At 61.9% G+C, this 22,354-nt stretch carries 17 protein-coding genes; 10 read left to right on the top strand and 7 right to left on the bottom strand.

Annotation, left to right across the window (positions count from 1 at the left end):
- Positions 1–10: 10 nt before the first annotated feature.
- From GZH79_RS18380 to GZH79_RS18365, 4 genes are all read left to right on the top strand, one after another.
- Entirely contained in the window at positions 11–2,476 is a 2,466-nt protein-coding gene (locus GZH79_RS18380; RefSeq protein ID WP_211645228.1) for a hypothetical protein, read from the top strand.
- Positions 2,477–2,611: 135 nt separating this feature from the next.
- Positions 2,612–3,925, top strand: coding sequence for a TolC family protein (locus tag GZH79_RS18375; RefSeq protein WP_211645227.1), 1,314 nt, complete (start codon positions 2,612–2,614; stop codon positions 3,923–3,925).
- Positions 3,922–6,159 carry a type I secretion system permease/ATPase gene (locus GZH79_RS18370; RefSeq protein ID WP_211645226.1) on the top strand — a complete coding sequence of 746 codons (2,238 nt, stop codon included), beginning with the start codon at positions 3,922–3,924 and terminating at the stop codon, positions 6,157–6,159. The genes GZH79_RS18375 and GZH79_RS18370 overlap by 4 nt, the downstream gene beginning before the upstream one ends.
- Positions 6,159–7,328: an HlyD family efflux transporter periplasmic adaptor subunit gene (locus GZH79_RS18365; RefSeq protein WP_211645225.1), complete on the top strand. Its 1,170-nt coding sequence runs from the start codon at positions 6,159–6,161 to the stop codon at positions 7,326–7,328. The genes GZH79_RS18370 and GZH79_RS18365 overlap by 1 nt, the downstream gene beginning before the upstream one ends.
- A 169-nt stretch (positions 7,329–7,497) precedes the next feature.
- Here the strand turns inward: GZH79_RS18365 and kynU are convergent, their stop codons facing one another.
- Both kynU and GZH79_RS18355 read right to left on the bottom strand, forming a co-directional pair.
- Positions 7,498–8,688 (bottom strand): kynureninase, encoded by a 1,191-nt coding sequence (gene kynU, locus GZH79_RS18360; RefSeq protein WP_211645224.1) that lies wholly within the window; start codon positions 8,686–8,688, stop codon positions 7,498–7,500.
- Positions 8,688–9,449, bottom strand: a complete 762-nt coding sequence (locus tag GZH79_RS18355; protein WP_211645223.1) for an SDR family oxidoreductase — start codon at positions 9,447–9,449, stop codon at positions 8,688–8,690. The genes kynU and GZH79_RS18355 overlap by 1 nt, the downstream gene beginning before the upstream one ends.
- A 63-nt stretch (positions 9,450–9,512) precedes the next feature.
- Between GZH79_RS18355 and GZH79_RS18350 the strand changes: the two genes are divergently transcribed.
- From GZH79_RS18350 to GZH79_RS18335, 4 genes are all read left to right on the top strand, one after another.
- Positions 9,513–9,950: an isoprenylcysteine carboxylmethyltransferase family protein gene (locus GZH79_RS18350; protein WP_211645222.1), complete on the top strand. Its 438-nt coding sequence runs from the start codon at positions 9,513–9,515 to the stop codon at positions 9,948–9,950.
- A gap of 80 nt (positions 9,951–10,030) precedes the next feature.
- Positions 10,031–11,605 carry a Re/Si-specific NAD(P)(+) transhydrogenase subunit alpha gene (locus tag GZH79_RS18345; protein ID WP_211645221.1) on the top strand — a complete coding sequence of 525 codons (1,575 nt, stop codon included), beginning with the start codon at positions 10,031–10,033 and terminating at the stop codon, positions 11,603–11,605.
- Positions 11,606–11,618: 13 nt separating this feature from the next.
- On the top strand, positions 11,619–13,052 hold the full coding sequence (locus tag GZH79_RS18340) for an NAD(P)(+) transhydrogenase (Re/Si-specific) subunit beta (RefSeq protein WP_211645220.1): 1,434 nt from the start codon (positions 11,619–11,621) through the stop codon (positions 13,050–13,052).
- An 80-nt stretch (positions 13,053–13,132) separates the two neighbouring features.
- Positions 13,133–13,774, top strand: coding sequence for a hypothetical protein (locus GZH79_RS18335; protein ID WP_211645219.1), 642 nt, complete (start codon positions 13,133–13,135; stop codon positions 13,772–13,774).
- Here the strand turns inward: GZH79_RS18335 and GZH79_RS18330 are convergent.
- Complete coding sequence (locus GZH79_RS18330) at positions 13,771–14,328, bottom strand: pseudouridine synthase (RefSeq protein WP_211645218.1); 558 nt, start codon at positions 14,326–14,328, stop codon at positions 13,771–13,773. The two genes, GZH79_RS18335 and GZH79_RS18330, sit on opposite strands and share 4 nt — an antisense overlap.
- Positions 14,329–14,550: 222 nt before the next feature.
- Here GZH79_RS18330 and GZH79_RS18325 point away from each other — a divergent pair, with 222 nt between their 5' ends.
- Both GZH79_RS18325 and GZH79_RS18320 read left to right on the top strand, forming a co-directional pair.
- Positions 14,551–15,723, top strand: a complete 1,173-nt coding sequence (locus GZH79_RS18325) for a type III PLP-dependent enzyme (RefSeq protein ID WP_249219285.1) — start codon at positions 14,551–14,553, stop codon at positions 15,721–15,723.
- 144 nt (positions 15,724–15,867) lie between these two features.
- Positions 15,868–17,148 (top strand): DUF3422 domain-containing protein, encoded by a 1,281-nt coding sequence (locus tag GZH79_RS18320; RefSeq protein ID WP_211645216.1) that lies wholly within the window; start codon positions 15,868–15,870, stop codon positions 17,146–17,148.
- Between the two features lie 25 nt (positions 17,149–17,173).
- Here GZH79_RS18320 and GZH79_RS18315 read toward each other — a convergent pair whose 3' ends face one another.
- From GZH79_RS18315 to GZH79_RS18300, 4 genes are all read right to left on the bottom strand, one after another.
- A complete protein-coding gene (locus GZH79_RS18315) occupies positions 17,174–18,526 on the bottom strand; it encodes an MATE family efflux transporter (RefSeq protein WP_249219284.1) in 1,353 nt (450 codons plus the stop codon).
- Positions 18,527–18,577: 51 nt separating this feature from the next.
- Positions 18,578–19,555 carry an ABC transporter permease gene (locus tag GZH79_RS18310; protein ID WP_211645215.1) on the bottom strand — a complete coding sequence of 326 codons (978 nt, stop codon included), beginning with the start codon at positions 19,553–19,555 and terminating at the stop codon, positions 18,578–18,580.
- Complete coding sequence (locus tag GZH79_RS18305) at positions 19,548–20,555, bottom strand: ABC transporter permease (RefSeq protein ID WP_211645214.1); 1,008 nt, start codon at positions 20,553–20,555, stop codon at positions 19,548–19,550. The genes GZH79_RS18310 and GZH79_RS18305 overlap by 8 nt, the downstream gene beginning before the upstream one ends.
- Before the next feature lie 73 nt (positions 20,556–20,628).
- On the bottom strand, positions 20,629–22,353 hold the full coding sequence (locus GZH79_RS18300; RefSeq protein WP_211645213.1) for a peptide ABC transporter substrate-binding protein: 1,725 nt from the start codon (positions 22,351–22,353) through the stop codon (positions 20,629–20,631).
- Position 22,354 lies beyond the last annotated feature (1 nt).

Below are 22,354 nucleotides of genomic sequence, written 5' to 3'. Positions count from 1 at the left end.
GAGCAGTATTATGTCGGCGATTGAATTCGTCGTCCGCAATGACGCGGGCGGTTTGCAGCGTGGTGAAGTGTCCGGAACCGGACAAGACGCCAGCATTATCGTATCCCAGGGTCAGGACATTTCGCTGAACCTTCAGCGTAGCCATGTGCTGAGCTATGCGCGCCAGGGGCAAGCGCTTCAGGTGATGCTGGTCGATGGTCAGGTGATCACGATCCAGGGCTTCTTTGGCCCGGACGGCACGCCGCTCAATGATCTGTTCCTGTCGTCCGGTGGTCAATTGGCGCAGGTGCAACTGGTTCCCGGTGACGGCAATCTGCTGCTTGCACAATACGTCGACGAAGACGGGTTCGGCAAATGGTCACCCGATGACGATCTGTATTTCATCGAAGTCGCCACGCTTGACGTGCCCGGCGTCGACGCAGGTGCAGATGTCGGCATGCTGGGCGTGCCTTTGCTGGCGGGCTTTGGCGGTCTGGGCGGCGGCGCTGCGGCAGCCGGTGCGGCAGCACTGGGCGGTGGTCTTCTTCTGACGGGCGGCGGCAGCAATGATGACGGCGATGACACCGGCGCAGAGCTCGGCGGCGGCGGCAACGAAGACGGCGATGACGACGGTGGTGACGAAAAAGGTGACGGCGGCGGCGGTGGTACCGGTGGTGACGGCGGCGACAGCGCGCCCGAAATCAGCATCACGGGCGGCACCCGCGCATCCGGAACAGTCGTCAACGGCGAAGACTGGGACGACGGCGTCGAAATTTCCGGCACCGGCACGCCCGGCGGCAGCGCCACGCTGATCATCAACAACAGCACCATTCCGTTCGACATCGACGAAAACGGTCAGTGGGCCGTAACGGTCCCGACCAGCATCGCGGGCGAAGGTGAATATTCATACGAAGTGGTTGCAACCGTCACGACGGGCGGCGGCACGTCCTCTGCCACGGATGTGCTGGACGTCGACACGGTCAACGTCATCACCATCGACACATCCGTTGCGGGTGGCGACGGCACGGTGAGCCAGACCGAACGCGGCGGCGCCGGGGTCAAGGTTGTCGGCACGGCTGAAGCCAACGCACTTGTGACGGTGACCTTCAACGACGGCAACGGTGTGGTCATTACCGAAACCACGACGTCGAACGCGTCCGGGTCCTGGTCGCATACGTTTACCGGAACCGATGTGGCGCGTGGCGAATACGTGGCCACGGTGACGGCCGAATCCACGGACGCGGCTGGCAACACGGCAACCGCACGTGGAAATGTCGAAATCGATACCGAAGCGTTCGTGTCGATCAACAACGGGATCGTCGAACAGGACGGTGTCATCAACATGGTCGAACGCGCTGACGGTGTGGTCATCACCGGCACCGCCGAAGCGTTTTCCGAAGTGCGCGTCAGCTTTGAAAGCGGCACGCGCACGGTTGTGGCGACCGAAAACGGGACGTGGTCCGCTTCGTTTAATGTCTCCGAAATCGAATCCGGCAACATCGAACGCGTGTCCACCATTCACGCCGTCGCCACCGATCAGGCGGGTAACATCGTGCGCACGCAGGCCGATGTCACGCTCGATACTTGGGTCAACCGTCTGACGATGGACACCCCCGTCGAAGGTGAGGACAACACCGTCAACCGGGCAGAGGCATCGGACGGTGTCACGCTGACGGGCACCGTCGAACTGGGTGCGACCGAAGTGATCGTGGGTTTTGATGCCACCGATAGTGGCATGGCCAGTGCCGCCGTGTCGCGTGCGGCGACCGTCAATCCGGCAACAGGCAAGTGGTCGGTAACATTCGCCGCAGGCGAAATCCCCGAAGGCACCTATGGCGCCAACGTTGTGGTTGAGGCCAAGGATATGGCCGGAAACAGCCGCAGCATCACCGGTGCGTTCGCTGTCGATACCGATGTGCCCGACGCGCCGATGATCGAAGGGATCGGGGACTACACTGATGGTGTGACCTTTGTGTCGATCGACACCAACCCCGACAATATCCGCGTCCATTCCTACGACGAAGGCGCAAACGCACGCACATTGATCGCCGTTGATAGTGACGGCAAGCAGGACTTTCCGAACCCGGGCATGGAAACATTTGGGTTCGACAACCCCGTGGTTAATGGAAAGCAGCTTGTGGTGTCTTCGGCGGATGCGGCGGGCAATACCAATTCGACCCTGCTGGTTGTCGATGCGACAACCCCGATCGACGTCACGGCGGCCGGTCTGGACAGCTTCAATATCGGGTCCATCGATCTGAAGCTTGCGGACAACGCCAGCCTGTCGCTGACAAAGGCCGACATCGACGCGCTGTCTGACAACGACAACGTGCTGGTGATCCACGGTGCAGTTGACGACATGGTCAATTTGAACGGCACCGCTGTTTCGTCCGGGACGCAGCAGATCAACGGCCAGACCTACGATGTCTACAATCTGGGCGACGATACCCAGCTGATCATCGATCAGGACATCCGGTTTACGCAAAGCGTGGTCTAACGGTCCGACCAAATCGGACCGGCGACAAACAGGGACGCAGGCAACGACCACAGGCGTCCCGCGTCACCCCCGCCCCGCATCATCGGGGCAGGGGGTGCGCGTTCCCCAAAGACAAAAATAACGGGCGGGCTGCGGGTGAGCTATCGGCAAATCACGACAACGACCGGGGCGGTGTGTGTTGCACTTTCCTTGATGGCCTGCGGGCGGGATGACGATGCGGTTTCGCGCGCGGCTGCGACGCCGACCGATATCGCGCTGGCGCGCACGGATGCCGCACTGGACGCAACCTTGCCCGGCGGCGACACGTCCGACATCATCGCGGGCCTGCGGGCACGGCGGACGATCCTGACCGATGGGTTATATGCGCAGGTGGCGCGCGATGCCGTCATCGGGCGGTCGTCAAAGGCCGAACAGGATCTGCGCGCGGCCCGGTTCCGGGCGCAATCCCAGTCGAAAAACTGGCTCCCGTCCTTTGGTCCGCAGGTCTCTTTGACGTCTGTCGGGTCGCTGGTAACGACGCTGTTCATCGAACAGACCATCCTTGATAACGGACGCAAGAAAGCCGAACGCGCCTATGCGAATGCAGAGGTCGAAGTCGCATCAGTCGCATTTGCACAGGACGCCAATGACCGCGCGTTCGAGGCGTTGAACCTTTTGCTGACCGCCCAGATCGCGGAATCCCGCGCCGCCGTGAACGCAGCCGCGCTGCCGCAACTGGAACGCTACGCCCATATCATGCAAGAACGCGTCAAGGGCGGCGTCAGCAGCCCGGTCGACGCCGATATCGTGCAGCAAAAGCTGGACCAGATGCGCGCCGACCGCGACCTTGACCTAGAAGGCGCCGCATCCGCCCGTGCCGAACTGGCCGCGATGACGGGCGCCCCGGTGACCGGGACCAGCGACACCGCGATATTCCGCACCGAACTGACCGCGCAGCCCTTGCCCGACCTCAAGGCAGAGGCCGAAGCCACGCTGGCCGGGGCCGAAGCCGACGCAGGCCGCGCCGGGTTCTTTCCGCGTCTGGCCGCCATCGGCAGCGTCGGCAGCAGTTCGGATGTGTCGCTTGGGGCGACGATGGATCAGGATCTGGGCTTTGGCACCCGCGACGCCATGCGCGCGATCGAGGCGCAAAAGGTCGCCGCCACCGCCGCCGTATCCGAAACCCGCGAAGACACCGCACGCACATTGGCCAAACTGGAAGCGGAACGCGCATCCCTGATCCGGCAGCGCGCGCAGGCACAGTCGCAGGCCGCCAGCGCCGCCGCCACATTCAACACCTACGTGCAGGCGCACCGTGACGGCCAGCGCACCGTGCGCGAGGTCGTGACCTTGATGGAAAGTCAGGTCAGCACCGCCCGCCGGGCCGAAACACTGCGTTACGACATTATACGAACAGATTTGAAAATGGCCGCCCTGCGCGGCGTTCTTGTGGACGGAGACACCCTATGACCGGTCCGGTTCTTGCATTCGACGTAGCCAATTCCCGCGGCGCGAAACTGACCCGGATCGACCCGGTCAAAGTGCCGGCAGATCAGGCGGTCAACGGAACACAGCAGGTCAGGCAGACCCCGGCACAGGCCATTCCCCACAGTCTGAACGCCCAGTCAAAAGCCGCGATAACAGCGACTTATGCCGCATTGCTGGGTCAACCGATGAAAGCCAGCGATGTGCTGGAAAGCCAGCCCGCCGACGCCACGGGCGATCTGTCCCCCGCAGCACTTGTCGCCGCACTCAATGCCGCCGGTCTGCGCGCCGAAGCATCTGTCGCACTGCCGCCAAAACCATCGCACTGGCCCGCCATCGCGCGCCTGACATCGGACAAGCTGGTTCTGGTGCTGGAACAGACCAAAGACACCATCGTCGTCCACGACCCTGACGCCACGGACAACCGCGAAGAAGTACCGCTGCGCGAGTTTACCGAACATTTCACCGGGCGCATCATCCGCGCCGAAGTGCCCGCCGCCGTCCTGACCGAACGCCACGGCACCAAGGCCAAGAAAAGCCATTGGTTCTGGGCTGAAATCCTGTCGTTCCGCCGCATCATTGGTGAAGTCGCCCTGGGTTCGCTGGTCGCCAACATGCTGGCCGTCGCCGTCGCGCTGTTTTCGCTTCAGGTCTATGACCGCGTGATCCCGAACCAGTCCACCGCGACGCTGTGGGTGCTGACCATCGGTGCCGGGCTTGCCATGCTGCTTGAAGCATGTCTGCGGATCGCCCGCGCGCGCCTGATGGACAACGCGGGCCGCCGGATCGAGCTGCGGTTGCAGGACATGCTGATGGACCGGCTTCTGGGGATGAAAGCCTCTGCCGCGCAATCGCCCAGCCAGACCTTTGCGGCGATGCGTGAATTTTCGTCGATCCGCGAATTCTTTACGGCATCGACCATCGGATCGCTGACCGATATTCCGTTCATCTTTTTGTTTCTGGCGCTTGTCTGGTCCATCGGTGGTCCCGTCGTCTGGGTGCTGGTCGCGGGTGGCGTGCTGATGGTGCTGCCGTCGCTGTTCCTGCAACGCAAGATGATGGCGCTGACACTGGCTGCACAGGGCGCATCGACCAAATCCAGCCGCCTGCTGCAAGAGGCGGTGTTCGAAGCCGACACCATCAAATCGCAACGCGCCGAGGGCCGGTTCATGCGGATGTGGGCCGAACTGACCGGCTTGTCCGCGCTGTCCACGTCCGAACAGCGCCGCCTGTCCACGACCCTGACCTATTGGGCACAGGGCGTGCAGCAGGCCACCTATGTCGCGGCTGTCGTCATGGGGACGTTTCTGGTGTTCGCGGGCGAATTCACCGTCGGGACGATCATTGCCGTCGGCATCCTGACATCCCGCACGCTTAGCCCGCTGAATGGTCTGGCGGGCCTGATTTCGCGCTGGTCCAACACAAAGGCCGCACTGGAAGCGCTGGATCAGATCGCATTGTCGGATCAGGACAGCGACACGACGCGCACCTATCTGCGCCGCGACGTGATCAAGGGCGCGTATGAGCTGCGCGACTTGACCTATGCCTACGATCAGGACGGCGCGCGCGCGCTTGATATCGCGTCCTTGCAGGTGCCGGCGGGTCAAACGGTTGCGGTGCTGGGGGCCAATGGGTCTGGTAAATCGACCTTGCTCAAACTGCTGTCGGGGCTGCACAGCCCGACCGCTGGCCGCGTGCTGATCGACGGTGTGGACATGGAACAGATCGCCGCCCGCGACCTGCGCCGATCCATCGGTTATCTGGGGCAAGAGGTGAAACTGTTCGCCGGTTCGCTGCGCGACAACCTGAACCTGACGCAGTTGGAACGGGATGATGACAGGATGCTGTCCGCGCTTGATTTCGCGGGTCTTGGCCCGTTCGTGCGTGCCCATCCAAAGGGGCTGGATCTGGATATCCGTGACGGCGGCGCGGGTCTGTCCGTGGGGCAGCGCCAATCCATCGGCTGGGCGCGGCTGTTTTTGCAGAACCCCAGTGTCTGCCTGCTGGACGAACCCACATCGGCGCTGGACCAGACGCTGGAAAGCACGCTGATAAGCCGGTTGAACGATTGGCTGCGTGATCGCACCGTCATCGTCGCCACGCACCGCATGGCGCTGCTGCAACTGGCGGACCGCACCATGGTCTTGCACAACGGGCGGCTTGCCGTCGATGGACCCCGCGATCAGGTCCTTGCCCATTTGAACAAGGACGCATCGTAATGGCTCTTGCAGATACTGAATTCAAGGGCGCCATGCGTGGCCCCAGTCTGACGATCTGGCTGGTCGCCGCCACGGTGCTGATCTTTGTCGGCTGGGCCAAATTCGCCTGGGTTGATGAACTTGTCCGCGCGCCGGGCGAAGTGGTCAGCGCGTCACGTCCGCAGATCATCCAGAACTTCGAAGGTGGCATCTTGGGCGAATTGCTCGTCTCCGAAGGTGATACCGTCGAAGAAGGCGACGTGCTGGCCCGGCTTGAAGGGACGCAATTCGTGTCCAGCGTGCAGGACATGACCGAACAGATGAACGCGGCCAACATCCGCCGCCTGCGGCTGGAAGCGGAAATCGCGGGCCTGTTCGATTTCGAGGTGCCTGCCGACATCGCGGACGGCAGCCCCGGTATCGTGGCATCTGAACGCGCCCTGCTGGCGGCCCGTCAGGCCGATTACGCGTCCAAGGTCGATGGCGCACGCCGCATCATGGAAGAAACCGGCACCGAACTGGCCCTGATGGAAGACATGCTAAAGCGCGATATCGTGGCCTTGATCGAAGTCACGCGCACCCGCAAAGCCTTTGCCAACGCCGAAATCAAATACAACGAGGTCGTGACAGGTGCCGATCTGGCCCGCGCCACCGAATATTCGGAAACACTGCAACTGCTGGCCAAGCTGGAACAAGAGGTCAAGATCGCCCGCGACCAGCTGGACCGCACCGTGATCCGCGCGCCCATGCGCGGTGTCGTCAACAACATGGCCGTCACCACCATCGGCGGCGTGGTCCGCCCCGGAGAGGAGATTTTCCAGATCATCCCGCTGGACGACGCGCTTTATGTCGAAGCCCGCGTCAAACCGCAGGATATTTCCGGTGTCACCACCGGACAGGACGCAACGGTCAAACTGACCGCCTATGACTATACGATATATGGCTCGTTGAAAGGCGAGGTGCAGACCGTCAGCGCCGACACGTTCAAGGACGAACGCCGCCCCGACGGCGATCCGCATTACCGTGTGATGCTGCGGGTGGATCAGGACAATCTGGGCGTGCGCCAGTCCCGCATCGAAATGCGCCCCGGTCTGATGGCCACGGTCGAATTGCACACCGGACAAAAGACGATCCTGTCCTATCTGACAAAGCCGCTTTACCGCTCGTCAGAGGCGTTGAGCGAACGCTAGGACGCGTTCATCGGGTCTTAATCCGTCCTGCGGATTGCTTACCAAAACACGACACAGGGGCGCCCACCGGGCGCCCCTTTTGCGTCTGTGGCAGGGGTCTGTTCATCTGCATGAACAAACCATGCCAAGATGACATAACATGTTTCGCATGCGAAACATTTTGTCCCGCCTAGGTGACGGCAGATCGAGCCTGATACTGCGGATCATCCCACAGCCGGTTTGCCATCACATCCGCGATCACCGCGACCGCCCGGTCCACGTCGCCCGCGTCGATGAACAGCGGCGTGAACCCGAATCGCATGATGTCGGGCGCGCGGAAATCACCCACGACCCCATGCGCGATACAGGCCTGCATCGCGGCATAACCCTGCGGGTGGCTGAACGATACCTGACTGCCCCGGTGCTGCGCATCGCGCGGTGATGCCAGCGTCAGGTCGGGGCAGGCGGCTGTCACGCCCGCGATGAACCTTTCGCACAGCGCCACTGATGCGGCGCGCAGCGCTTGCATGTCGACGGTGTCCCAGATGTCCATCGCGGCGTCCAGTGCTGCCATCTGGATCACCGGCGGCGTGCCGACCCGCATCCGCGCGACCCTGTCACCGGGCCGGTAGGCCCGTTCGAACGCGAATGGTGCGCCGTGCCCCAGCCAGCCCGACAGGATCGGGCGCGCCTGATCCGCATGGCGCGGTGCCACATAGATGAACGCCGGCGCGCCGGGCCCGCCGTTCAGGTATTTGTATGTGCAGCCGACCGCGAAATCCGCACCGCAGCCCGCCACATCGACGGCCATTGCGCCTGCCGAATGGGCCAGATCCCAGACGGTGATGATCCCCAGCGCCTGCGCCCGTGCCGTCAGCGCCGCCATGTCGTGCAGCCGCCCCGTGCGGTAATCCACCTGTGTCAGCATCAGCACGCCGAGATCCTCGCTGAACGCATCGGCCACATCTTCCGGTGCGACAACGCGCAATTCCAACCCGCGATCCAATGCCTCGATCAGCCCTTCGGCCATATACAGATCGGAAGGAAAATTGCCGCTGTCCGACAGGATCACCTTGCGGTCGGTCATTGCCAGTGCGGCGGCCAGCGCCTGAAACACCTTGATCGACAAGGTATCGCCCAACGTCACATGGCCCGGTTCCGCCCCGATCAGCCGCCCGATCCGGTCCCCCAGCGCCATCGGCTGCGCCATCCATCCGGCGCGGTTCCAGCCTGTAATGACCATCTCGCCCCATTCCTGCGTCAGGGTTTGCGCGACACGCTCCGGCGTCGCCTTTGGCAGGGGACCCAGCGAATTGCCGTCCAGATAGATCATTCCGTCGGGCAGGTGAAACAGCGGCTTGGTGCGGCTGAAATCGGTCATCAGACCTGCCCCCCGGATATCTCGATCGTCTGGCCGTTCACGCTGCGCGCGGCGTCCGAACACAGCCACAGCATTGCGGCGGTGGTTTCGTCCACCTCCAGCAGGGTGCGGCTGCGGTTGGCGCGGGCCACCATGGCTGCGGCCCCGGCGCGGTCGACGTCGAATTTCCGCATCAATCCCGGAAGTTGCGACTGCACGATATCGGTATCGACGTAGCCGGGGCACAGCGCGTTGAACGTGATCGGCCGCTTGCCCAGGAATTCTTCGGACAAACCGCGCATCAGCCCGATGACGGCATGTTTGCTGGCGGTATAGGGAATCGCGTTTTTCAGCCCGCGCACCCCGGCGATGGAACTGACCACGATCATGCGGGCAGGCGTGTCGGTGTCCAGCGTGTCCAGTGCCGCCTGAAACGTCAGGAACACCCCGTCCAGATTGGTGGCCATGGTGCGCCGCCAGTCCGCCAGCGTGATCTTGGCAAAGGCGCCGCCTTCGGCAATTCCGGCGTTGGCGATGCAGATCTGCACTGGCCCGCGCGCTTGTGCCGCAGCGGCGATCCCGTCGCGCACCGATGCTTCGTCCGCCACATCCATCTGCAGCGCATGCAGGCGCGCATGCGTGGCCGCGACCTGATCCAGCACGTCCAGCCGGCGGCCCGTGATCGTGACCTCTGCGCCCTGTTCTGCCAGTGCCAATGCGATGCCGCGCCCGATCCCGCTGCCGCCGCCCGTGACGATCGCGTGTTTGCCTGTATGTTCCATCCTATCCCCCTGTTTGGCCGCCATGCTAAGGATTGCGTAAGAAGGAACAAGGAGTGACGACACGTGAGGTTTATTGATCTGCCGCCGGTCTGGCTGGCCTTGTGTGCCGCAGCGGTCTGGGCCAGCCGTAGCCTGTGGACCGCAGGCCCGGTGTGGAGCGTGCATCTGGGAACCGCGCTGCTGGTGGCCGGAATCGCCCTGATGATTGTGGCTGCAATGACGCTGATCCGGGCGCGCACAACGGTTATTCCACACAGGGAACCCGATGCGCTGGTGGATCATGGCATTTACGCCCTGTCACGCAATCCGATCTATCTGGCCGATGCGATTATCCTGACCGGGCTTGCCCTGCGTTGGCAGGCGCCGCTGGGTCTGTTGCTGGTGCCCGTTTTTGTCTGGTGGATCACCCGCCACTTTATCATCGCCGAAGAACAGCGCTTGCAGCGCGGATTCGGTGCGGCCTTTGCAAAATACTGCGCCCGCACGCGCCGATGGGTCTGAACGTTACCGCAACCGGCGTCTTGTGAAATAAAATTGCGCAGTCTAACACTGGCGTGATGATCTAAAGGGGGACCACATCTGTGAAAATCGGCGCACCGACCGAAACCTACGACACCGAAGCCCGTGTCGCCATGACACCCGCCTCTGCCAAGGATTTGCAAAAACTCGGGCATGACTGCCTGATCCAGTCCGGCGCAGGTGCCAAGGCCGGTTTTACCGACGACGCGTATCGCGACGCCGGTGTCACCGTGGTCGATGACGCCGCCGCCCTGTTCGCGCAGGCCGATGTGGTGGCAAAGGTCCGCCCCCCGTCAGATGATGAAGTGACGCTGCTGCGCGACGGTCAGACGTTGATTTCATTCTTCTATCCCGGCCAGAACGACGCGTTGCTGGAACAGGCACGCGGGCAGGGCGCGACGGTCATTGCCATGGACATGGTGCCGCGCATTTCGCGCGCGCAAAAGATGGACGCGCTGTCGTCGATGGCCAATATCGCGGGCTACCGCGCGGTGATCGAAGCGGGCAACAATTTCGGTCGTTTCTTCACCGGACAGGTGACGGCCGCAGGCAAGGTGCCACCGGCCAAGGTGCTGGTCGTCGGCGCGGGTGTCGCCGGTCTGGCCGCCATCGGGACATCGACGTCGCTGGGGGCGATCACCTATGCGTTCGACGTGCGGCCCGAAGTGGCCGAACAGGTTGAATCGATGGGTGCGGAATTCGTGTTCCTTGATTTTACCGAAGAACAGCAGGACGGGTCCGCGACGGGCGGTTACGCCGCCGTGTCGTCGCCTGAATTCGCCGCAGCGCAGCTGAAGAAATTCCGCGAAATCGCGCCCGATATGGATATCGTCATCACAACGGCGCTGATCCCCGGGCGCGACGCGCCGGAATTGTGGACCGAGGACATGGTCAAGGCCATGAAACCGGGGTCGGTCATCATCGACCTTGCCGCCGAACGCGGCGGCAACTGCAAGCTGACGGTCAAGGACGAAAAGATCGTCACCGAAAACGGCGTGACCATCGTGGGCTACACCGATTTCCCCAGCCGCATGGCGACACAATCGTCGCTGCTGTATGCCACGAATGTGCGGCACATGCTGACCGATCTGACGCCGGACAAGGACGGCCAGATCAATCACAACATGGATGACGACGTGATCCGGGGTGCCACCGCGACCCATGCGGGCGACATCACCTATCCGCCGCCCAAGCCCAAAATCGCCGCCATTGCGGCGCAGCCGAAAAAAGAAAAGCCAAAAGAACTGACGCCTGCCGAAAAGCGGGCAAACGAAATCGCGGCGTTCAAACAGGAAACCAAGACCCAAGTCGGCCTGCTGGCCATCGGTGGCGCGATCCTGCTGCTGGTCGGTCTGGTGGCGCCTGCCAGCTTTATGCAGCATTTCATCGTGTTCGTATTGGCGGTTTTCGTGGGCTTTCAGGTGATCTGGGGCGTGGCGCACAGCCTGCACACGCCGCTGATGGCCGTGACCAACGCCATTTCGTCGATCATCATTCTGGGCGCGCTTGTCCAGATCGGGTCGGGGTCGTTCCTTGTGGTGCTGCTGGCGGCGCTGGCGGTGTTCATGACCGGCATCAACATCTTCGGGGGCTTCCTCGTCACACGGCGCATGCTTGCCATGTTCCAGAAGTCCTGAGGGAGTAGCGATCATGGAATTCGGTTTCACAACAGCGGCCTATGTCGTCGCAGCGATCCTTTTCATTCTGTCGCTTGGCGGCTTGTCGGGGCAGGAAAGCGCCAAGCGCGCGGTCTGGTACGGCATCGCCGGCATGGCACTGGCCGTCGCGGCCACGCTGGTCGGTCCCGGTGCGGGCTACTGGTTGCTGTCGCTTTTGATGATCATCGGTGGCGGCATCATCGGCTATCAATTGGCGACCAAGGTGCAGATGACGCAGATGCCGGAACTGGTTGCGGCGATGCACAGCCTTGTGGGTCTGGCTGCCGTGCTGGTCGGTTTTATCGCGCATATCGAACTGAACCGCGTGCTGGGCATGGACCCGCTCGAACAAGAGCTGTTGCAGGGTTTCGCCGGGATGCTTGCGCATAAATCACCGGTCGAAATCAATATTCTACGGGTTGAACTGTTCCTTGGCGTGTTTATCGGGGCCGTGACCTTTACCGGGTCGGTCATCGCCTATGGCAAGCTGGCGGGACGGGTAAATACGGCGGCGGCGAAACTGCCGGGCGGTCACATGCTGAACGCGGGCGCGGCGGCGGTGTCGCTGCTGTGTCTGGTCTGGTATTTCAACACGGGCGGGTTCCTGCCATTGTTCATCATGACGCTGGCGGCCCTGTTCATCGGCTATCACCTGATCATGGGCATCGGCGGCGCGGACATGCCGGTCGTGGTGTCGATGCTGAACAGCTATTCCGGCTGGGCGGCGGCGGCGATCGGTTTCAGCCTTGGCAACGATCTGCTGATCGTGGTCGGCGCGCTGGTCGGTTCGTCCGGTGCGATCCTGTCGTATATCATGTGCAAGGCGATGAACCGCAGCTTTGTCAGCGTCATTCTGGGTGGCTTTGGTGGTCCGGCGGGCGAACAGATGGCGGTCGAGGGCGAACAGATCGCCATTGATGCCGACGGTGTCGCCACCGCGCTGAACGAAGCGGACAGTGTCATCATCGTGCCGGGCTACGGCATGGCGGTCGCGCAGGCGCAGCAGGCGGTCAGCCAGTTGGTCACAAAACTGCGCGCGCAGGGCAAGAACGTGCGGTTCGCCATTCACCCCGTCGCGGGGCGTCTGCCGGGCCACATGAACGTGCTGCTGGCCGAAGCCAAGGTGCCCTACGACATCGTCATGGAAATGGACGAGATCAACGACGATTTCCCGTCCACCGACGTGGTGATCGTGATCGGGTCCAATGACATCGTGAACCCCGCCGCACAGGACGATCCCAACAGCCCCATCGCGGGGATGCCGGTGCTGGAAGTGTGGCGCGCCAAACAGGTGTTCGTGTCCAAGCGCGGGCAGGGGACCGGGTATTCGGGGATCGAAAACCCGCTGTTCTTTAAGGACAACACGCGGATGTTTTATGGCGACGCCAAGCAATCGCTGGAAACCCTGCTGCCCAAGATCGACTGATGACGTCACATCACCCGGCGCGTTTGCGCCGGGTGATGTGACACGCATACGTACCATCAATTTTTCAACGGAGTCTTTTCATGTCCTGCCGTATTATCGTGACCTGTGGATGCCTTTTTGCCCTCACCGCCTGCGGAAGCAGCAAGGGGGTCAGCATAGACCGCGACTATGTGGAAACAAAGGTGAACGCTTTTGAAGCCACCGTAGAGCAACTGGATGACCTGTCCCCGACCAAGTTCGATGCGATGCCGAAAAGCGGCGGCGCGACCTTTAAGGGGCCGGGCGGATTTTACATTGAAAACAAGGTCGGAACCGATGCGGATGACCTTAATTTCATTGGTGATGCCAAGCTAACGGCCGATTTTGCACGCGGAACAGTGGCTGGGGATATCACCAATATCTTTGGTCTTGTTGGTGACAATGAAAAGACCGGACGCATCATTGATGTCGACGGCGATATTGATCTGGGCGGGCGTGGATCGTCCATCGGACGCGGTGCGCCCAACAACTTTGCCACCACCTATGACGGCACCCTGAAAACCGATACTGAAGGCACCATCGTTTTGCGTGGAACGGCGGACGGCAAATTCATCGGGACCCGTGCCGCCCAATCCGGCACACCGGACGCAATCCGGGGCATCGCCGCGTTGGACGAGAACGCAGGGATTACCCGCAACGGCAAGAAGGTGGACGGCGAATTGCTGATCATCGGCGAAAACTAGGCGTGATCTGCCCCGGCATCGATCCAGGTGCCGGGGGATACCCCGGCCAGTGACCAATCGCCGATCCGCCAGCGCACCAGCCGCAGGGTGGGAAACCCGATATGCGCGGTCATGCGGCGCACCTGACGATTGCGCCCTTCTGTCAGGATGATTTCCAGCCAGCAGTCAGGCACCGATTTGCGAAACCGCACCGGCGGATTGCGGTCCCACAGGGCGGGTGCCGCGATGCGGCGCACCTGCGCGGGACGGGTTGGTCCGTCTTTCAGCGTGACGCCAGACCGCAGCGGGGCAAGGTCCGAATCCGCAGGGTCGCCTTCGACCTGCACCAGATACGTTTTCGGTGCCTTGTAACGCGGGTCCGCGATGCGCGCCTGCAGTTTTCCGTCGTCGGTCAGCAACAACAGCCCTTCGCTGTCGCGGTCCAATCGCCCGGCCGGATAAACGCCCGTTGGCAGGCCGCATTCGGACAGGGTGCGACGTTGTGTCTGTGACCGGGCATCGGTGAATTGCGACAGCATATCAAAAGGTTTGTTCAATAAAATCAGGCGTCCCATACCGCTGTGTTACAAGGCCTGCCGTCGCGGTGCAAAATATTTGTGGCGGCGTGAAAATTTCACTTGAATGGCGGTTCGCTTTGCCTCAGATGCGCAAATATAGACGCCAACGCACGCGCATCCGGGTCGGTTTGTATGACCCCTGTAGCGACGGTAACGTCTCCCTTGGAACTGAGCGGTCTCGCATGGGGTTGTCCCATTCAATGGCCGGGTCTACTGGAGATGACCATGACTGCATTCGTTGGCGCCGCAGCGCCTGTTCGCGTCCCCACCCCAAAGCTTGATGCATGGGTTGCCGGTCAGGATTTCGACCGTCCCACCCTTGTGATCGATGTGGACCGGGTCGAGGACCAGTATCGCGCGCTGAAGGCCGGTTTGGGCCACGCCGATATCCATTACGCCGTCAAGGCGAACCCGGCTGCTGAAATTCTGACGCGGCTGGCCGAATTGGGATCGCATTTCGATGCGGCGTCCAAGGGTGAGATCCAGATGTGTCTGGATGCGGGTGCGACCCCCGACATCATCAGCTTTGGCAACACGATCAAACGCGCGTCAGACATCGCATGGGCGCACGGCAAAGGCATCACGCTGTTCGCAGCCGATGCCCCCGAAGAGCTGGACAAGATCGCCGCCAACGCCCCCGGCGCGCAGGTCTATATCCGTCTGATCGTGGAAACATCCGAAGCCGATTGGCCGCTGACACGCAAGTTCGGCTGCGACAGCGACATGGCGCTGGACATGCTGGATTACGCCACATCGGTCGGTCTGACCCCGGTCGGATTGTCGTTCCACGTCGGGTCGCAGACCCGCCGGGCGGAAATGTGGAAACCGACGCTGGACCAGCTGTCGGTGATCTGGAAACGCGCCAAGGATGCGGGGCACGACCTGACCTTGCTGAACATCGGTGGCGGCTTTCCTGCGTTCTACGGTGAAGCCATCGAGGCACCGACGGATTACGCCGCCCGCGTCATCGCGCTGGTGACCGAAACCTTTGGCGACATCCCCCGCATAATGGCCGAACCCGGCCGCGGCATGGTGGCAGAGGCGGGCGTGATCGTGTCAGAGGTGATGCTGGTCAGCCGCAAGTCGGACCGCGACGTGCATCGCTGGGTCTATCTGTCCATCGGGCGTTTTTCCGGTCTGGCCGAAACCGAAGGCGAGGCGATCCGCTACCAGTTCGAAACCGACCGCGACGGTGACGCGACGGGGCCGTGCATCATGGCGGGGCCATCGTGTGACAGTGCCGATGTGCTGTACGAAAAGCGCCCGATGCAACTGCCCTTGACGCTGGCCAGCGGCGACCGGGTGCTGATCCGCAACACCGGGGCCTATACCTCGACCTATTCCAGTGTGTCATTCAATGGCTTTCCGCCGTTGGATGTGGTTGTGATCTAACGGTTTTTCGAAATTAACGAATTGTGAGGCGGCGTACGGTATACCACCGTGCGCCGCTAAGTCATTCTGGCGATTGAGTTTTTCGCTTTACCTGTCAATCGGCGTCGCTAAGCTGATCCACAACAAGACCAGACAGGACGTATCATGCCGCCGATTTCCGACCACCCCCTGCGCTATACAATGGCAAACGAGCTGCATGCGCGGCCCTTTCCTGCGGTCGCGGCCCCGGCGCGTGCTGCCTATCTGGCGATCAAGCCTGCGCAGAACGCCGCAGGCCGGGACCGCGATGCCGACAGGGCGCATCTGATCCAGCTTCTGGACCGCTACGGCGCGCAGCATCCCCAGCCGGGGGCCACGCATTATTCCGGCTATCTGGGCAAACATTTGCTGAAATGGGAAAGCCACACGGAATTCGTGACATTCACCATTTTTGGTAGCGGCACGGCCGAACGTCCGTTCGACGGAAAAACGTTCGATATGTTTCCCGAGGCATGGCTGTCGGAGGCGCCGGGCGTGCGCATCACATCCGCGCTGATCCGGATCGAACTTTCAGAAGATGATGATGGAATCACCGACAAGATCGACGAGTGGTTCGTGCCTGAAAGCCTTGCCATCAGTCGGGTGCTGGATGGCGAACTGGTGATCGCGTCGGATTTCCGGATCGACACAGCCGGTCATATGCGGATCGCGGTTTTTGCCCGCCCTGAATCGGGCGAACGGCGGACGGGCCGCGTGGTGCAACGGCTGTGCGAGATTGAAACCTATAAGGCGATGTCGATGCTGGGGCTAAGCCGGGCGCGTGATATGTCGCGCGACATGGCGCAGATCGACGGGCGGTTGACGCATCTGGTGGAACAGATGTGCGGCACGGTCACCGAACCGGCAGAGCTGCTGCACGACCTGCTGCGCGTATCGTCAGAGCTGGAAAACATCGTTGCAAAGTCAGCGTTCCGGTTCGGGGCGACGGGCGCCTATGAAACCATCGTCAACCAGCGCATCGCGGTCCTGCGCGAAACCCGGTTCGAGGGGCGCCAGACCTTTGGTGAATTCATGATGCGACGTTTCGATCCCGCGATGCGGACGGTCAAATCGACCGAAGCGCGGCTGAAAGCGATGTCCGATCGGGCACTGCGGGCGGGCGATCTGCTGCGCACGCGCGTCGATGTGGACCGGTCCGCGCAGAACCGTGACCTGCTGAAAAGCATGGACAAACGGTCTGACATGCAACTGCGCCTGCAACGCACGGTCGAAGGTCTGTCCACCGTTGCGATCAGTTATTACGCCGTGAACCTTGTGCTTTATGTCACCGGACCGCTGGAATCCACGTTGGACATCAGCAAGACCACGATGGCCGCCATTGTAACGCCACTGGTGTTGCTTGGCGTCTGGTTCATGGTGCAGCGCCTGCGCAAACATATCGCCTGACCCGCATTGTTGTGAAAGTCAGGTCTTAGGCAAATGTCATGCGCAGGTTGGTGGCGCGGAACAGGCCAAGGCGCGCTGCAAAAAACACGCCGACGGTGGCTGCGGCGACATTGGCGGCGGCTGCGGCCAGTGTGATGCCCTTGAAATCCATCAGGCTGACGCCCAGCCACGCCAAGGGGATGTAGAACAGCCCGATCCGGCCCAGCGACAGGACCATCGACCAGACCGCCCGCGATCTTGCGTTCATCGCGGCGTTGATGACCACCACGAATCCGTAGCCGAACAGGGACCAGCCGACGATCCGCAAATAGATCGCGGCATAATCCGCGGCGGGTCCGGCGGACGCCAACCAATCGGAGAGGGTGCTTGCGAACATGAACAACGCCACCCCGATCGCCACACCGTAGCAGACACAGAATGCCAATGCCGCCTGCAATGCTTGGGCCGCGCGGGATGTGTCGCCGCCACCCCAGTTTTGCCCGACGATGGGGCCAATGCCTGCCGACAGCGCCAGCATCGGCACCAGTGCAAGCTGTTGCACCCGTGTTGCCGCGCCGAATCCTGCCACGGCTTCTGTGCCGACGGTCGCGACGGCGGCGGTGACGGCGGCCATGCCTGCCGGGTTGATGGCGTTGGAAAAGGCGGCCGGGCCGCCGACCTTGAACAATTCCTTGATTGACCACCACAGATCGCGGGTGACATTGGGGCACCAGACCAGCACGCCTGTCCGGACCGCGTAACCGACCCCCAGCACGGCAAAGGATGCCCGCGCGATAAAGGTGGCCAGTGCAGCACCTTCGGTCCCAAGGCCTGCGGTAAAGATCAGCAACGGGTCAAGCGCTATGTTCACGATAGCGCCGACAGTCAGCAAAACCGCAGGCACGACAGAACTGCCGTGGGCGCGAAACAGCGCGCTGACCTGCATCTGAACCACCAGAAACGGAAACGCGGCGCACCACCACGGCATGAACAGCGCGATTTCGGCGGCGGCGTCATCTTGGGCGCCCAGCAGGGCAAAAAGCGTGGGGTATGTGACAAAGATCAGGCCCGACACGATCAGCGCCAGCACCAGCCCAAGGCCCACGGCATGCAGGCCGATGCGCGTCGGGTTGCGGTCCTGTGCTTTGGCGCCGATGGCCTGACTGACGGTGGCGTTTGCCCCGGCACTTAGCCCGATGGACAGCGATGTGACGGTCGCTGTCACGGGGTAGATGAATCCGACTGCGGCCAGCGGTGCGCCGCCCAGTTGTGCCAGAAAATACGCATCTGCCAGCCCGACAGACAGTGTCGCCATGATGCCGATCATCATGGGCGCTGACAGGCGTGCCAAAGCGCGCCAGACAGGTCCGGTTGTCAGGTCGCGGGTGGTGTGGGTCATGGTCAGCCTTTGGTTGTGGCGCGCGCGCGCGGGTGCGCCACAGGGGCGAAACTATGTGCCGCGGATACGTGGGTCCAATGCATCGCGCAGCCCATCACCGATGTAGTTCACCGCCAGCACGGTCAAGGAAATTGCCAAACCGGGCCAGATCACTCTTTCGGGAAAACTGACCATGCGGGGCACGGCGTCGGCCAACAGCTTGCCCCACGTCGGATAATCCGGCGGAAATCCGAGCCCCAGAAAAGAGATCGCGGATTCCGTGATGATCGCGGTGGCAAGGCCCAGTGTGGCGCTGACCATGATGGGCGATAGCACGTTCGGCAGCAGGTGCCGCGTGATGATGCGGCGGCTGGGGGTGCCGATGGACCGCGCGGCCAGCACGTATTCGCGTTCCTTCAGCGCCAGCACGTCGCCACGCACGATCCGCGCGGTCTGCATCCAGCTTGTGATGCCGATGCCGATGACGATCAGGATGAAAATACCCTGTTCCGGCCCGAATGCCGCGCGCAGCGGATCGCGGAACAGCAGCATCATCACCAGCAACAGCGGCAGCAAAGGCAGTGCAAGAAACAGGTCCGTCAGGCGCATCAGCAAACCGTCAAGGCGCGGGAAATAGCCCGCGATCACCCCGACAAAGGTGCCGATCACGATGGCAAGGATCATCGCGGTCCAGCCCACGGCCAGACTGATGCGCCCGCCCTGCATGGTTTGCGCCATGATATCGCGGCCCAGATTGTCGGTGCCAAAGGGATGTGCCCACGACACCTTTTCCACGCCCCACAGCGCGTTTACGACGGGCCGCAGATCCTTGTTGCGGATATCCAGCGTATTGGGGTCCACGCCCCACAGCAGGGGACCGATCAGGCAGAACAGGGTGATCCCCAGCAAAAAGAACAGGCCCGCCATCGCGCCCTTGTGCGTGCGGAACTGATCCCAGACATCCCACCATTGGTTGCGTTCGCGCGGGATGCTGTCCGGCGTTGTCGGGTCGCCCGCTGGCAGGGGCGGATTTGCGGCACGTTCAATCATAGCGGATCCTTGGGTCGAAGACGCCATAAAGCACGTCGGCAATCAGGTTGAACATCACGATCAGCACCGCGAACAGAAAGGTCAGCGTCATGACCATCGGGATGTCGTTGCCTTGCAGCGCGATGATCAGCAACTGGCCCAGACCGTTCACCTTGAAGATCTGTTCGGTGATGATTGCCCCGCCAAAGATCGAAGGGATGCCAAGCGCGATTACGGTGATGACGGGGATCATCGAATTGCGCAGCACGTGCTTTAGCACGACGACCCGTTCGGACATCCCCTTGGCGCGGGCCGTGCGGACGTAATCCTGACCGAGATTATCCAGCATGGCGGCGCGCATGTAGCGGCTGATCTGTGCTGTGGTCTGCAACGCCAGCACCATGACGGGCATCACCATCTGGCGCAGCTGAAAGACAAAGCTGTCCCAGTCGCGGACCTGATGGGTGGTGTCGTAGATCGACGGTAGCCAGCCCAGCGAGACAGAGAAGATGACAATCAGCAGCACGCCCGAAAAGAACGGCGGCACCGAAAACCCGATCATCGACACGAATGTGCCCGCCTGATCGAACACGGAATACTGGCGATAGGCGCTGATGATCCCGACGGGCAAGGCAATCAGCACCCCCACCACATAGGACATGCCCACGACCCAGATTGTCTGCGGCAGGCGCTGCGCAATCGTGTCGAACACCGGACTGCGCGACTGGAAACTGATGATGCGTTGCTGACCGGCAGCCAGATCGGTGCCAAAGATACTGTCGATCCAATAGGCGGGTTCGACGATGAAGAATTGTTTCAGCCACAGCGGAAAGCGGACCCACCACGGCTCTCCTAACCCCAGTGCTTCGCGCATCTGTTGCTTGACCTCTGCGGGGATGGTCAGCGGCATGGATGCCATGGGGTCGCCGGGTGCGAGTTCCAGCAGCATGAAGATCACGAATGCAATCAGCAAAAGCGTCGGAATGGAAATCAGCAACCGCCTGATGGTGTAGGTCAGCATGATGTCTGGCGCCTTGGCGAAGTGTGTTCGGGGAAATACGGGCGGGCCTGCATGGCCCGCCCGCGCAGTATGTTCAGCGGTTGTCGCCGGTGCGATACCAGTCAGCCGCGTTCCACAGTTCCGAATCCCATGTGTTCAGAACCACGCCACCCAGGCTGTTGGCATGGGCGGACAGACGACCGCGATCGACCAGCGGGATCATCATCCCGTTCTGGACGGCCATGTCGTTGAGTTCGCGGGCGATGCGACCGCGTTCTTCCAGATCGGCGGTCTGTGACAGCTCGTCATGCAGGGCGTCGTATTCTTCCATGCAGAAACGGCTGATGTTTTCACCCTGCCACTGGCTGTCGGGTGTCGGTGCGGCGTCGCATTTGCCGTTGCCCAGATAGGCCTGCGGATCGGTGCCGGGGAAGTTGTTGGCATACATTTCCACGTCGGCATAGAACTTTTGGAACGTGTCGGGCGAACCCGGATCACCGCCAAAGAACACCGAGCTGTCGATGTTGCGTAGTTCCACGCCAAGGCCGATCTGTTCCCACCAATCCTTGATCAGCGCCTGAAAATCCTGACGGACGGCGTTGGTCGACGATTGATACAGGATCTGCATGGGCTGACCGTCGGGTGTTTCACGGATACCGTCACCGTCGGTGTCCACGTAACCCGCCTCTTCCAGCATGGCGTTGGCGCCATCAATGTCCTGCGTGTCGCAGGTCATAGAGGTAGAGGCGTAAAGATCCGGTGCGGGCACCCAGTTGCAGGTGACGCGTCCGGCCTGACCGTAACCGACCTCGACCAGCAGCGGGCGGTCGATGGCCATCGACATGGCGTTGTAAACCGCCGGATCACTCAGGAACGGATGCGGGCGGATGACGGACCGTTCGTCGTCGGGCAGGGATGGATCGGGGTTGGTGTTGTTCAGCATGATGCGTTCGACCAGCGTGCCGAAGCCCGCGACCGGCACACCCATGCCGCCCTGTTCCATCGACGCGATCACGTCGGGGGCCAGTTGCAGGTTCCAGGCGTAGTCGAATTCGCCGGTTTCCATGACCGCACGACCAGCAGCCGTGGCATCGCCGCCGCCTTTCAGCGTGACGGTGGCAAAGGCGGGCTTGTTGGGGTCGCGGTAGTTCGGGTTCGCTTCGAGCTGGATGACGTCATTGGTGCGGAAATCCGTCACCACAAACGGCCCCGTTCCGATCGGCATAAAGTTCTGGTCAGTGCATTCAGGTGCCTTTGGCCCGAGGCAATCCGCGAATTGTGCGGCCTGAATGATTGGGCTTTCAGCACCGTTGAACGCCGAATAGGGATAAGGCGTTGCGGCTGAAAAGTTCACCACCACGGTCAGATCGTCCGGGGTTTCGACGCTGTCGATGCCGTCGAATTTTGTCGCCTGTGCGCAACCGCCGCCTTCGGCTGTGCAGTAGTCATAGGTGAATTTCACGTCGGCGGATGTGAACGGCGTGCCGTCCGACCATGTCAGACCTTCGGTGATGTTATAGGTGATCTGCATCAGGTCTTCGGTGACGCCACCGTTTTCGACCGTCGGCACCTCGTTGACCAGCCACGGCACGATTTCACCGGTTTCGTTGAAGCGCATCAGCGGTTCCAGCACCAGACTGGCGGCTTCCACGTCCTTTGTGCCGCCCGACAGGAACGGGTTCATGATCGACGGTGCTTGCCAGTAGATGATGTTGACCAGACCGTCGCGGCCGCGTTCTCCTTCGTGGGCATCTGCGAACACCATGGGGGCGGTCCCCATGGTCGCAATCGCGCCCATCAGAATTGTTTTCAGTTTCATG

Origin of the sequence: Loktanella sp. SALINAS62 (assembly GCF_018263905.1) — a bacterium.
Classification (GTDB): domain Bacteria; phylum Pseudomonadota; class Alphaproteobacteria; order Rhodobacterales; family Rhodobacteraceae; genus Loktanella.
The sequence above is the reverse complement of the archived record's forward strand: the minus strand, read 5'-3'. Positions and strand labels throughout refer to the sequence as shown.

Excerpts from the sequence above, each read along its gene's own strand:
- kynU (WP_211645224.1), bottom strand. The coding sequence starts at position 8,688 with ATGACCGATTTCAGCCGCACCAAGCCGCTGTTTCACCTGCCCGACGGA.
- GZH79_RS18380 (WP_211645228.1), top strand. The coding sequence starts at position 11 with ATGTCGGCGATTGAATTCGTCGTCCGCAATGACGCGGGCGGTTTGCAG.
- GZH79_RS18310 (WP_211645215.1), bottom strand. The coding sequence starts at position 19,555 with ATGATTGAACGTGCCGCAAATCCGCCCCTGCCAGCGGGCGACCCGACA.
- GZH79_RS18325 (WP_249219285.1), top strand. The coding sequence starts at position 14,551 with ATGACCATGACTGCATTCGTTGGCGCCGCAGCGCCTGTTCGCGTCCCC.
- GZH79_RS18365 (WP_211645225.1), top strand. The coding sequence starts at position 6,159 with ATGGCTCTTGCAGATACTGAATTCAAGGGCGCCATGCGTGGCCCCAGT.
- GZH79_RS18355 (WP_211645223.1), bottom strand. The coding sequence starts at position 9,449 with ATGGAACATACAGGCAAACACGCGATCGTCACGGGCGGCGGCAGCGGG.
- GZH79_RS18335 (WP_211645219.1), top strand. The coding sequence starts at position 13,133 with ATGTCCTGCCGTATTATCGTGACCTGTGGATGCCTTTTTGCCCTCACC.
- GZH79_RS18370 (WP_211645226.1), top strand. The coding sequence starts at position 3,922 with ATGACCGGTCCGGTTCTTGCATTCGACGTAGCCAATTCCCGCGGCGCG.
- GZH79_RS18305 (WP_211645214.1), bottom strand. The coding sequence starts at position 20,555 with ATGCTGACCTACACCATCAGGCGGTTGCTGATTTCCATTCCGACGCTT.
- GZH79_RS18315 (WP_249219284.1), bottom strand. The coding sequence starts at position 18,526 with ATGACCCACACCACCCGCGACCTGACAACCGGACCTGTCTGGCGCGCT.
- GZH79_RS18320 (WP_211645216.1), top strand. The coding sequence starts at position 15,868 with ATGCCGCCGATTTCCGACCACCCCCTGCGCTATACAATGGCAAACGAG.
- GZH79_RS18330 (WP_211645218.1), bottom strand. The coding sequence starts at position 14,328 with ATGGGACGCCTGATTTTATTGAACAAACCTTTTGATATGCTGTCGCAA.
- GZH79_RS18340 (WP_211645220.1), top strand. The coding sequence starts at position 11,619 with ATGGAATTCGGTTTCACAACAGCGGCCTATGTCGTCGCAGCGATCCTT.
- GZH79_RS18300 (WP_211645213.1), bottom strand. The coding sequence starts at position 22,353 with ATGAAACTGAAAACAATTCTGATGGGCGCGATTGCGACCATGGGGACC.